Raw genomic sequence first — 12304 nt, forward strand, 5'->3', positions numbered from 1 at the left:
GGCGGGTCGGGTACGGTTTCGTTTGCGTGTGCCTCCTGACCACAGGTTGCACCCAGTCGCCGGAAACGTATCACGGCTATATCGAAGGGCAGTTTTCCTATTTGTCGGCGCCGTACTCGGGGAACCTGAAGACATTGCGTGCCGCGCGCGGTGACCGTGTCGACGCGGGCGCGGGCGTCTTCGAGATCGATGCGCCCGACCTGGAACAGGCGATCAAACGCCAGTATCACCAGTGGCAATCGTCGCGGAACGCGCTCGGCGACCTGGAACAAGGCAAGCGTTCATCGGAAATCGATGCGGTGAAGGCACAGCTCGAACAGGCGCGGGCGAGCGCGGTTTTTTCGACGCAAAGGCTCGCCCGTGCCGAAGCCGACTACGAAATACGCGCGATTTCACTCGATCAACTCGAAAGCGAGCGCGCGGCGGCGCGGGTGGACCAAGCACGAGTACGCGAACTTGCCAGTCAGCTGAAGACGGCGCGGTTGCCGGCACGAGACGGTCAGCTGCGTTCGCAACGACAGAGCACCGACGCGCTTCAGGCCGAATACGAACGGCTGCGGACGCAGTACCGGCAATTGTCCGTGCAGGCACCTGGAAAGGGTGTCGTCGTCGATACGTTCTTCACGCCGGGCGAGTGGGTCGTCGCGGGCAAACCGGTGATCAAGATTCTCGTCGATCGCAATACGAAGGTGCGCTTCTTCGTGCCCGAGGTCGCGCTGCCTCATCTGCGCGTCGGTCATGTCGTGAAGCTCGCATGCGACGGGTGCGCACGCGGCTATTCGGCAACGATCACACATATCGCATCGGACGCGGAATATACGCCGCCCGTCATCTACAGCAACGACGCGCGTTCGAAACTGGTGTTTCTCGTCGAGGCGCGACCCGACACCGCCGATGCGCGCGGACTGCATCCGGGCTTGCCGGTCGAGGTGACGCGATGAACCACGCACCGCCGTTGATCGAGGTGCATCGGCTCAACAAGCATTTCGGCGCGCGGCACGTCGTCAAGAACCTGAGCCTGCAGGTCGGCCGTGGCGAGATATTCGGCTTTCTCGGTCCGAACGGGAGCGGCAAGACGACCTCGTTGCGCATGATGTGCGGACTACTGACGCCGGACTCCGGCAACGGGACCTGCCTCGGATTCGACATCCTGACGCAGCGCCAGGAGATCAAGCGGCGGGTCGGCTACATGACGCAGCGCTTTTCGTACTGGGAGGACCTGACGGTGCGGGAGAACCTCGACTTCGTCGCGCGACTGTATGCGATCGACGCGCGAAAGGAACGTGTCGCACGGATCCTCGCCGAAATGGGACTGGAATCGCGAGCGAACCAACTGGCCGGTTCATTGTCGGGCGGCTGGAAGCAGCGCGTGGCGCTTGCGGCTGCGCTGTTGCAGTCGCCTGAGCTGTTGCTGCTCGACGAGCCGACAGCCGGCGTCGACCCGGGCGTGCGCAGGGAATTCTGGGAGGAACTGCACCGTCTGGCGGCGCGCGGCATTTCGGTGCTCGTCAGCACGCACTATATGGACGAGGCCGAGCGTTGCCACAAGCTCGCCTACATCGCGTACGGGACGCTGCTGGCGCACGGCGAGGCCGGCGAGCTCGTACGGCGGCATGCGCTCCATACCTGGTCGCTGTCCGGGGGAGATCTCGTGCGATTGAACGACCGGCTGAAGGGGCGGCCGGGCGTCGAGCAGGTGATTGCGTTCGGGCGTGCGCTGCACGTTTCGGGGCGTGACGAGGCCGTGCTCGGCGCGACGCTCGAAATGGTCGGCGGCGATGGCGTCGAGATCCAGAGAGTCGCAACGAATCTGGAACACGTTTTCCTGCACTTGATGAAGGACGGATCCGGGGAGCCACGCTGACATGACCGGATTTTCGGTTTCCCGCTGGTGGAGCATGGTGACGAAGGAATTCCTGCAGATCCGCCGCGATCGCGTGACGCTCGGGATGATCGCCGTGTTGCCGATCGTGCAGCTGGCGCTGTTCGGTTTCGCGATCAACAGCGATCCAAGGCATCTTCCGACGATCGTGCTTGCCGACGACGCAAGCGAATTCTCGCGATCGCTCGTCGCCGGCATGCGCAATACAGGCTATTTCGATATCCAGGGGGGCCTGTTTTCCGAGCGCGCGGCACGTGATGCACTGCAAAAGGGAACCGTGCAGTTCGTGGTCAGCGTGCCGCACGACTTCTCGCGGCGGCTGGTGCGCGACGAGCAGCCGGAAATTCTGGTCGAGGCGGATGCCACGGATCCCGCGGCAACGGGAAATGCGATCGCCGCGTTCAACACGATGACGCGTACGGTGCTGAACAAGGATCTGACGGGAGCGCTGGCGCCAGCCGCGCCGCCGCAAGCATTCTCTGCCCGTGTGCACAAGATCTACAATCCGGCCGGCATTACGCAGTACAACATCATTCCGGGCCTGATGGGCGTCATCCTGTCGATGACGATGGTCATGATGACGAGTCTCGCCATCACGCGTGAACGTGAGCGTGGAACGATCGAGAACATCCTCGCGTCACCGGCAACGTCCATCGAGGTGATCTGCGGAAAGATCGTTCCGTACATCGTGATCGGCATCCTGCAGTGCACGATCATCCTGCTGGCGGCCCGGTTCGTATTCAGCGTGCCGTTCGAAGGCAATCCGGTGACGGTCTACTGCCTCGCGTCGTTGTTGATCCTCGCGAACCTGATGGTCGGCATCGCCATCTCGTCGGTCGCGCGAAATCAGTTGCAGGCGATGCAGATGACTTTCTTCTATTTTCTGCCAAGCGTCCTGCTCTCCGGATTCATGTTCCCGTTTGCCGGCATGCCGGGCTGGGCACGGATGATCGGCAACGGATTGCCGCTGACCTATTTCAACAGGGCCATTCGCGGCGTCCTCCTGAAGGGCAGCGGATGGAATGAAGTTTGGCCCGATGCCGCGACGATGGTCGCTTTCACGCTGGTTGCAATGACCTTCGGCCTGCTCGCGTACAGAACCACGCTCGATTGAACGACGATGGCACAACGAACACATCATGGCCGCCGCGCTTGCCGCGCAATTGCGCTCCTGCCGATCGCGGTCGCCATCGTCCTGGGGCAAGGGTGCCGTCATCCCGCGTTCGTCTCTCGTTCCGCGAGCGATCTGGCATTGCCTTCCACCTTCATGGGAATGAGCGCCGGATCGGCCGAACGCGACGGCGCTTCTGTGCCGGCCGAACACGATCCGCGCTGGTGGCGGCGCTTTGGCTCGCCGGCGCTCGATACACTCGTCGAGCAGGCGATGCAGGATAGTCCGTCCGTGCGGAGTGCGGAGTCGCGGCTGGTCGAAGCCACGAAGTATCTCGAGGGCCAGCGCGGAGCAAGTCGCTATCCGCAGGTCGATTTCGGCGCGTCGGCAAAAAAGGAGCAGTTGAATACCGCTGCGGCCGGCCTGCCGATGATTCCGAACCCGTCGCCATTCATGCTGTACAACACAAACGTGAGCGTTCGATACGACTTCGATTTCTTCGGTGCGCAGCGCCATCGGATCGCCGCGAAACAATACGAAGCGGCGCTGAGAAAGCATCAGGCAGACGCGGCACGCCTGACGCTGGCCGGCAATATCGCGGCCGCGGCGGTCCGGGAAGGGCGGCTGCGCGACGAAATCGAATTGAACGAAGGCGTGTTGCAGAACCGGCAGGCCGTCCGGCAGACGCAGCACGATCGCTATGCAATCGGCAGCGTGGCTTATCGGGAAACAATCGACGGCGATTCGGACGTCGATCGAATCGAGGCGGAACTGGCGACCTTGCGCGCGCAACTGCAGCAGGTCCGGTTTCAACTCGCGGTCTATGCGGGCGTTCCATCGCCCGAATCGCTGCCGCGGTTTCGTCTCGACGATCTGCAGTTGCCGCAAGACCTGCCGTCGATCGTTCCGTCGGAGTTCGTGCGTCAACGTCCCGACATCCTCGCAGCGGAGGCGAGCCTGCACATTGCCGGTGAACTGGCCGGTGTTGCCACGGCCAATCTTTACCCGCGGATCGAACTGGGCGCGAGCATCGGGTCGTCGCCGCTGGTGCTCGGCCAGTTGTTCGCGGGCGGCACGACGATCTGGAATATCGGTGCCCAGCTAAGCGCACCGATTTTTCACGGTGGAGAATTGCGTGCGTCGCGGGACGCGGCGTATGCCGCATACGATGCGACGTTTGAAGACTACCGGCAGGTGGTGCTCAGCGGATTGCAGAGCGTGGCCGATGCGATGACCGAAATCGATCGCGATACGACGGCGCTGCAGGCCCGTAGCGCCGTCGCGCGGCGCCAGCAGACCATTCTCGAGATGACGCGGCGTCAGTTCGAGAACGGTAGCTCGGATCGGCTTCGCGTGCTACGTGCCGAGTATGCGTACGATTTGACGCGGCTGGAGGTGATTCGCCTGCGCGCGGCCAGGATGGCCAGTACGGTTTCGTTTTTTGCCGCCGTCGGTGGCGACGCGTATCCTGCGCGTTGACGGCAGGCATCTATGCGGAAGACGGAGCCGCGATCGCCGCGGCTCCGGCCGGAGACTGACCTGCGATGCGTCCATGACATGGAAGGCAGCGCAGATCCCCGTTATGCCGCCACCGCCCGTGCCCGCGCCATCGTCAGCGCCGCATCCTCGATCATGTCCTCCTGCCCGCCGACGAGCCGCTGCCGGCCGAGTTCGACGAGGATGTCGCGCGCCGGAATCCCGTACTTCGCTTCCGCGCGCTTCGCGAACAACAGGAACGACGAGTAGACGCCCGCGTAACCGAGCGTCAGCGCATCGCGGTCAAGGCGGATCGGCGCGTCCATGATCGGCACGACGAGATCCTCGGCGACGTCGGAAATCGCGAACACGTCGACGCCGGTCTCGATTCCCATCCGGTCGCACACCGCGACGAACACTTCCATCGGCGTATTGCCCGCACCGGCACCGAGGCCGGCGGCAGCCGCGTCGATCCGGTTCGCGCCGGCGGCGACCGCCGCGACCGAGTTCGCGACGCCCATCGCGAGGTTGTGGTGGCCGTGGAAGCCGAGTTCCGTCTCCGGCTTTAGCGCGGCGCGCACCTGGCTGATGCGCGCGGTCACGTCGTCGGGCAGCATGTGGCCGGCCGAATCGGTGATGTAGATGCAGTTCGCGCCGTACGACTCCATCAGCGTCGCCTGCACGACGAGCTGCTCGGGCGACGACATGTGCGCCATCATCAGGAATCCGACGGTATCGAGGCCGAGCGTGCGCGCGAGGCCGATATGCTGTTCCGACACGTCGGCTTCGGTGCAGTGTGTCGCGACGCGGATCGTGCCGACGCCGAGCTCGTGCGCCATGCGCAGGTGCTCGACGGTGCCGATGCCGGGCAGCAGCAGCGCCGACACCTTCGCCTGCTTCAGCTCCGGAATCACGGCGCTCAGGTACGCCTCGTCGGTATGCGCGGGAAAACCGTAGTTAACCGACGCGCCGCCGAGCCCGTCGCCGTGCGTGACCTCGATCAGCGGCACGCCGGCCGCATCGAGCCCGCGCGCAATGTTGCGCATCTGGTCGAGCGTGATCTGGTGACGCTTCGGGTGCATCCCGTCGCGCAACGACATGTCGTGGACGGTGATCTTCTTGCCTGCTAGTGACATCGTGTGACTCCTCGACTCAAGCGGTGGCGGCCGTCGCGGCCAGCATCTGTTCGGCGAAACGCTCGGCCGTGGCGGCCGCGGCGGCGGTCATGATGTCGAGATTGCCCGCGTATTTCGGCAGGTAATCGCCGAGCCCCTCGACTTCCATGAACACCGACACGCGGTTGCCGTCGAACACCGGGCCGTTCTTCAGCGTGTAGCCGGGCACGTAGCGCTGCACTTCCTTGACCATCGCATGCACCGACGCGGTGATCGCGTCGACGTCGGGCGGGCCGTCGGTGAGGCAGTGGATCGTGTCGCGCATGATCAGCGGCGGCTCGGCCGGGTTGATCACGATGATCGCCTTGCCCTTGCGGGCGCCGCCGACCTGTTCGATCGCGCCGGACGTCGTGCGCGTGAATTCGTCGATGTTCTTGCGCGTGCCGGGGCCGACCGAGCGCGACGACACCGTCGCGACGATCTCGCCGTATGCGACCGGCTGCACGCGCGACACCGCGTACACCATCGGGATCGTCGCCTGGCCGCCGCAGGTCACCATATTCACGTTCATCTGCGCGCTGCCGAGATGCGCGTCGAGGTTGACCGGCGGCACGCAGTACGGCCCGATCGCGGCTGGCGTCAGGTCGATCATCTTCACGCCGAGCGCGGTGAGCTTGTCGGAGTTGTCGCGGTGCACGTAGGCCGACGTCGCGTCGAACGCAATGCGGATCTCGTCGTCGGCGACGTGCGGCAGCAGCCCGTCGACACCTTTGTCGGTGGTCTTCAGCCCGAATTCGCGGGCCCGCGCGAGGCCGTCGGACGCAGGGTCGACGCCGACCATCCACACCGGTTCGAGCACCGGCGAGCGGCGCAGCTTGTAAAGCAGGTCGGTGCCGATGTTGCCGGGCCCGATCAGTGCGCATTTGATTTTCTTCATCAGGATTCTTCCTCTTCCTTTAGATAAAGCGGACGTCGCAACCGCCGATGCCCGAGATGTGCATCGACAGCGCGTCGCCGGCCGTGACCGGAATCAGTTTCGCGAGCGAGCCGGACAGCACGATCTCGCCGGCGAGCAGCGGCACGTCGTATTCGGCGAGCGTGTTCGCGAGCCACGCGACCGCGTCGGCGGGATGGCCGAGCGCCGCATCGCCGCGGCCTTGCGCGACGGTCTCGCCGTTCTTCTCGATGGTCATCTCGCACGCGGCGAGATCGAGCGTGCTCGGATCGACGCGCGCATCGCCGAGCACGTACACGCCGCACGACGCGTTGTCGGCGACGGTGTCCTCGATGCGGATCGCCCAGTCGCGAATGCGCGAATCGACGATCTCGAAGCAGGGCGCAACCGCGGCCGTCGCGGCGATCACGTCGGTGCGGTCGATCCCGGGGCCGCGCAGGTCGCGCGCGAGGATGAACGCGATCTCGCCTTCGGCGCGCGGCGCGATCAGCGACTCGGTGGCGATCGCCTCGCCGGCCGCGTAGTGCATGCCGGACAGCAGGATGCCGAAATCGGGCTGGCGCACGTTCAGCATGTCCTGCACGGCCTGGCTCGTCACGCCGATCTTCTTGCCGACCACCGATTCGCCGCATTCGACGCGGCGTTCGATGAAGCGTTGCTGGATCCGGTACGCATCGTCGAGGGACAGCCGGCGCGGCCGCCCCGACAGCGGCGCGACCGGCGCGCGGGAGTGCCACGCGGCATACAGCTCGTCGCCGAGCGTCGCATGCAAGCGGTTGGACATGGTAGGGCCCTCGAATGGAAAAGGCCGCCGTCCCGGGCGGCGTCGGGCGCCGGAGCGAGGCTCCGGCGCGGTCGGCGATTTGCTTAGTTACCCGAACTGCGGATCGCGTCCGGCGAGAAGTACGCTTCGCTGAACTGCGGGCTGCTGTCGAGCTTCGGCATCGGCCCTTCGTTGGTCAGGCGGTCGGCCATGTAGGCGCCGGATATCAGGTCGTGGAAGAACACGACACCCGGGTAGAACGTCTTCGCGTCATATGCGTACAGCGTCGTCGCGACGTTGGTGCGCCACAGCTGGCCGCGTGCGTCGTAGTTGTCGGCGAGCAGCGTCATCCACGAATCCTCGTCTATGTACAGCACGCGCTTCGCGTACTGGTGACGATAGCCGCTCTTCAGCGTCGCTTGCAGCACCCACACGCGATGCAGCTCGTAGCGGATGTACGAAGGGTTTTCATGTCCCTTGGTCAGCAGGTCCGCATACTTGACCGAGCTGTCCATCGCCTTGTAGTTGTCGTACGGCACGTAGACTTCGCGCTTGCCGACGATCTTCCAGTCGTAGCGGTCGCCGGGGCCGTTGTACAGGCGGTCGTCGTCGACGGTGCGGAAGCCGCCCGGGCCCTGCGGCTGGTCATAGCCGTATTCGGGCGCCTGGCGCACGCGCCGCGTGCCCGGGTTGTACATCCACGTGCGCGACGAGTTGTCCGCGCCGGCCTTGTCCCAGTTCGTGAAGCCGACGATCAGCGAGCCGCGGTCGGACAGCGGCAGCTCCGTCGCGTTGCGATAGAACGTGCGGTTGTTGAGGTCGCTCTTCACGTCGTACTTGCCGACGTTGCGCGGCGAGTAGATGTCGTAGCGAACCTTGCCCCACGCGATGTTGCCGTCGGAATACACGACCGCCTGGTCGTAGGTTGCCTGCTCGGTGCCGATCGCCGACGAGAAGCGCTGGTTCCACAGCAGCTCGGCGGCCGTCTTCGGGATCGGGTACGGCACCTGCGGCGGCGCGTTGGTCAGCCCGTTCGCGTCGGACGTCATCGTCGAATCGGGCGCATACGTGCGGATGTCCTTGTAGACGGAATCCGCGTAGCGGAAGTCGCGATGGCTCGGATAGACGTTGATCTTGAACGTGGCCGGATAGCGCTTGAACATCGCCTTCTGGCCGTCGGTCAGGTGCTCCGCGTACTGCGCCATGTTCTCGGCGGTGATCGTCGCGACCGGCTTCTCGTTCGCGAACGGATCGGGGTAGCGGCTGCCGCGCTTGTACTGCACGTCGGGCGGCGTGCCGAGCCACTTGCCCGACCACTCCGGCACGCTGTTGTCCTTGCTCGCGGCGCGCACCGCGCCCATCGGCGTGAGCGGGCCGTCGAGCGCCTTCAGGTCGTCCGGCGTGACCTTCGGGAACGAGGCCGTCGCGACGAGCGCGCATGCGGCCATCACCGATGCGCGCAGGAGGGGGAGACGAGTTCGTTTCATGACAAATCCTCTTCTTGCTGAGTGACGAGCGGCCGGGCCGCTCAGAAGTGGTAGGTCGCCGTGGCGAGCACGTAGTCGCGATCCGCGAGCGGACGCGTGACCGGGTTCGGCGAGCCGAGGAACTTGGCGTAGACGAGCGCCAGCTGCAGGTTGCTCAGGCGCGTGAACGTCACGCCGGCCGTCACGCGGTGATCGCCCTGGCCCGTCAGCGAGCCGAGAGCGCCGGCGAGCGGCGACGTGCCGGTCAGGTCGTGCGTGTAGGTCAGCGGCACGTCGAGATCCCAGCCGTTGAACACGTTCTTGTAGCTGAGCGTCCACGCGATCTCCATCGCGAGCGCGTTGCGCGAGTTGACGAGCGTGGTCGAGCCGTCGAGCGCGGAGATGCCGCCGGCATGCACGTACGTCAGTTCGCCGATCAGCGACTGCGAGTTCGCGAGGAAGCTCGGCCCGATCGAGTAGATGCCCGACAGGTTGGTCTGCAGCACGTTCGCGCGCGTCGACTGCGCGCCGGTCGGCGTGTTGACGAGCACGGCCGCGCCCTGGCGATACGACACTTCGCCCGCGACGTTCACCGGGCCGACCTGCGTCGAGAAGCTCGCGCCGGTCAGCTTGATGTTGCTGAAATATTTTTGCTGGTACTGCAGCGTCGGGAAGTACGTCGTGACGACGCTCGGGTTCATGTCGTTGTAATGCAGGTGGTACACGCCGAGCTCGGTGTCGCCCAGCACCCGCACGCGTGCGCCGATACCCCACTGGTTGCGGGCGCTCGGCTTGTCGTCGGCCCCGCGCGGAATGATCATCCCGCCCGGGCCGATGATGAACTGCGCGCCCGGGCCGACCACGTCCGAATAGCTCCAGTACGTGCCGGGCGCGGTCAGGCGGTTCTGCTGGAACGAGAACTGGTAGTAGCCGAGCAGGCTGAAGTTCGGCGTGATCTGCCACTGCGTCGAGATCTGCGGCACCGGCAGCAGGATGTCCTTCACCTGAGCGCCCGCGACATAGGACTTGGTGGCATCGGCCGGGCCTTGCGCGCCTGCGATGTTCGGGAAGAACAGGCTTTCGCCCCACGCGACCACCTGGTCGCCGACCTTCACGTTCAGGCTCGTCGGGCCGATCTTGAAGGTGTTGTAGGCGTAGGCGGCGAGCAGCGTCGTGTGGCCGCCCGACCAGTAGCGGGCGTCGCCGGTGAAATTGTTGTACTGGCCCGTGTGGTTGACCGTGCCGGGCGCGTCGTTGTAGTTCGGGTGGCGGTACGCCTGATCGTAGAACGTGCTCGCGCGGACGAACACGCCCCAGTCGTCGTGTTTCAGGTTCACTTCGCCGAGCAGGCTGACCTGGTTCTCGATCAGCTTGTTCTTCGCGAAGTTGCGGTCGCCGTCGTCGCCGTTGATGTTCGCCGGCGTCAGCAGATTGCCGCTCGGCGCACGCGTGCGCATGCCAAGGCCGTAACTCAGCGTGAACGTGTAGTCCAGCGTCGTGTCGGCGCCAAGCTCGATCGTGCTGCCGGCGTGCGCGTCGGGAACGACGCAAGTCAGCAGCGCGGCGGCCAGCGTCGACAGCGCGGCGGTGGCCCGCTTGTCGGTACGGCGCGAAATCCGTTGATGCATGGTGTCTCCTCTGGGGGTATCGACGACGGTCGACTGTGGTTGTCGTGAGAGGCAGAGTAGGGAGATCGCGATAGCAGGGAATCGTCAAAATGAACTAGATGACTTCCCTAGGACTGGAAACGATCGGCGTACGCCTCTGGCGGCGCGTCCGTCAGCGCGCTTGCATCTGCGCCGCGGCCAGGAACGCGGGCCGTTCGCCCCCGCCGTCGAGCCGCAGGTTCGCGCCCGACGTGTACGACGCGTCTGGCGACGCGAGGAACAGGCACGCCGACGCGACGTCGTCGGGCGTCGCGAGCCGTGCGGCCGGAATCGTCGCGCGGATCGCATCGAGCGCCGCATCGTCACCGTAGTGGCCTTCGGTCGCGGATTCGGTTTGCACGAGGCTCGGGCTGATCGCGCACACGCGCACGCGCGGCGCCCACTCGACCGCGAGCGACGTGACCGCGTTGACGAGCCCCGCCTTCGCGGCGCCGTAGGCCGCGGTGCCGGGCGACGGCCGCGACGCGCTGACGCTCGCGATGAACAGCATCACGCCGCCGTGCGGTTGCGGCTGCATGATCGCGTTCACGCGCTGCGCGAGTTGCAGCGGCGCGATCAGGTTCAGCCGCACGATCGATTCGGTGAAGCGCGGCGATGCGTCGGCCGCGAGCACGAACGGCGAGCCGCCCGCGTTGTTGACGAGCACGTCGAGGCCGCCGGTTGCGGCGCGGGCCGTCGCGAGCATCGCGTCGACCTGCTCGATGTCGCGCAGGTCGGCCGCGATGAAGGTGGCCGTGCGTCCGCCGGCGGACGGCGGCGTGTCGGGCGCGCTGCGCCCGCACACGAACACGCGCGCGCCCGCCGCGAGAAACCGCTCGGCGATGCACCGCCCGATGCCCTTGGTGCCGCCCGTCACGAGCACCGTCTTGCCGCTGTAGTCGAATCCGTTCATCGTCTGCCTCCGTTTTCGGTGGCCCGATGATAGGAACAAGCGCGCGCGGCTTCGTAGTCTGAAAGGATGATGCCGGCCGGCGCCGGCGGCGCAATCATCGTGGCAGGCATCCATCGACCGACGAAGGAGACAACCCGCGATGACGAACCCCACGACGCCGCCGGCCGGCATCTTCACCGACGTACCGGGCGGCTTGCGCCTGCATCATTTCGAGGCGGGCGCAGGCCGCCCGGTGGTGTTCATCCACGGCAGCGGCCCGGGCGCGAGTGGTTTCAGCAACTTCAAGCACAACTACCCGGCATTCGCGGCGGCCGGCCACCGCGCGATCGTCGTCGACCTGCCGGGCTACGGGCAGTCGTCGAAGCCGTCCGACGTCGCCTACACGCTCGATTTCTTCGTCGGCACGCTGCACGCGCAGCTGTCCGCGCTCGGCATCGGGCCGGCCGTACTGCTCGGCAACTCGCTCGGCGGCGCGATCGCGCTGAAATACGCGCTCGATTACCCGGACGAAGTCGACGGGCTGATCATGATGGCGCCGGGCGGCGTCGAGGATCGCGATACCTATTTCCGGATGGAAGGGATCCAGCGGATGGTGCAGCTCTTCACCAATCGCCAGATGAATGACGACACGATGCGCGAGCTGCTGACGCTGCTGGTGCACGATCCGGCGATCGTCACCGACGCGCTCGTCGCCGAGCGGATGAAGGTGTGCGTCGAGCAGCCGACCGAAGTGCTGTCGACGATGAGCGTGCCGAACCTGACGGGCGCGCTCGCCGACCTGCGCTGCCCGGTGCTCGGTTTCTGGGGCACGGACGACCGCTTCAATCCGGTCGGCGGCGCGCTGACGTTCCTCGAGCGTTGCCGCGACGCGCGCTTCGTGCTGCTGAACCGCTGCGGCCACTGGGTCATGGTGGAGCATGCGGCCTATTTCAATCGGGAATGCCTCGATTTCCTGGCTGCGCCGACGGCGCGATGAT

The 12304-nt window shown here is 65.7% G+C and carries 11 protein-coding genes; 5 read left to right on the top strand and 6 right to left on the bottom strand.

Annotated elements, in window-relative coordinates; genetic code table 11:
• The first annotated feature begins 26 nt into the window (after window positions 1-26).
• The 4 genes from U4Z64_RS01585 to U4Z64_RS01600 are packed head-to-tail and all read left to right on the top strand — an operon-like array spanning window position 27 to window position 4472.
• Window positions 27-941 carry an HlyD family secretion protein gene (locus U4Z64_RS01585; RefSeq protein ID WP_321819049.1) on the top strand — a complete coding sequence of 305 codons (915 nt, stop codon included), beginning with the start codon at window positions 27-29 and terminating at the stop codon, window positions 939-941.
• Window positions 938-1864, top strand: coding sequence for an ABC transporter ATP-binding protein (locus U4Z64_RS01590; RefSeq protein WP_321819050.1), 927 nt, complete (start codon window positions 938-940; stop codon window positions 1862-1864). The genes U4Z64_RS01585 and U4Z64_RS01590 overlap by 4 nt, the downstream gene beginning before the upstream one ends.
• 1 nt (window position 1865) lies before the next feature.
• Window positions 1866-2996 (top strand): ABC transporter permease, encoded by a 1131-nt coding sequence (locus U4Z64_RS01595; protein ID WP_321819051.1) that lies wholly within the window; start codon window positions 1866-1868, stop codon window positions 2994-2996.
• A gap of 6 nt (window positions 2997-3002) precedes the next feature.
• The gene (locus tag U4Z64_RS01600) at window positions 3003-4472 is read left to right on the top strand and encodes an efflux transporter outer membrane subunit (protein WP_321819052.1); all 1470 of its coding nucleotides are present in this window, start codon (window positions 3003-3005) and stop codon (window positions 4470-4472) included.
• A gap of 101 nt (window positions 4473-4573) precedes the next feature.
• Here U4Z64_RS01600 and dmpG read toward each other — a convergent pair whose 3' ends face one another.
• The 6 genes from dmpG to U4Z64_RS01630 form a co-directional block, all read right to left on the bottom strand.
• Window positions 4574-5605: a 4-hydroxy-2-oxovalerate aldolase gene (dmpG, locus tag U4Z64_RS01605; RefSeq protein ID WP_321819053.1), complete on the bottom strand. Its 1032-nt coding sequence runs from the start codon at window positions 5603-5605 to the stop codon at window positions 4574-4576.
• A 16-nt stretch (window positions 5606-5621) separates the two neighbouring features.
• A complete protein-coding gene (locus U4Z64_RS01610; RefSeq protein WP_044845651.1) occupies window positions 5622-6521 on the bottom strand; it encodes an acetaldehyde dehydrogenase (acetylating) in 900 nt (299 codons plus the stop codon).
• 19 nt (window positions 6522-6540) lie between these two features.
• A complete protein-coding gene (gene dmpE / locus U4Z64_RS01615; protein WP_321819054.1) occupies window positions 6541-7323 on the bottom strand; it encodes a 2-oxopent-4-enoate hydratase in 783 nt (260 codons plus the stop codon).
• An 83-nt stretch (window positions 7324-7406) separates the two neighbouring features.
• Complete coding sequence (locus tag U4Z64_RS01620) at window positions 7407-8789, bottom strand: DUF1329 domain-containing protein (RefSeq protein WP_124484696.1); 1383 nt, start codon at window positions 8787-8789, stop codon at window positions 7407-7409.
• 41 nt (window positions 8790-8830) lie between these two features.
• Entirely contained in the window at window positions 8831-10396 is a 1566-nt protein-coding gene (locus U4Z64_RS01625; protein ID WP_044845648.1) for a DUF1302 domain-containing protein, read from the bottom strand.
• Window positions 10397-10547: 151 nt separating this feature from the next.
• Window positions 10548-11327: an SDR family oxidoreductase gene (locus U4Z64_RS01630; protein ID WP_321819055.1), complete on the bottom strand. Its 780-nt coding sequence runs from the start codon at window positions 11325-11327 to the stop codon at window positions 10548-10550.
• A 139-nt stretch (window positions 11328-11466) separates the two neighbouring features.
• On the opposite strand from U4Z64_RS01630, the gene U4Z64_RS01635 reads away from it, so the two are divergent.
• Window positions 11467-12303, top strand: coding sequence for an alpha/beta fold hydrolase (locus U4Z64_RS01635; RefSeq protein WP_321819056.1), 837 nt, complete (start codon window positions 11467-11469; stop codon window positions 12301-12303).
• Window position 12304: the final 1 nt, after the last annotated feature.

Origin of the sequence: Burkholderia sp. BCC1996, assembly GCF_905339955.1 — a bacterium.
Taxonomy (GTDB): domain Bacteria; phylum Pseudomonadota; class Gammaproteobacteria; order Burkholderiales; family Burkholderiaceae; genus Burkholderia.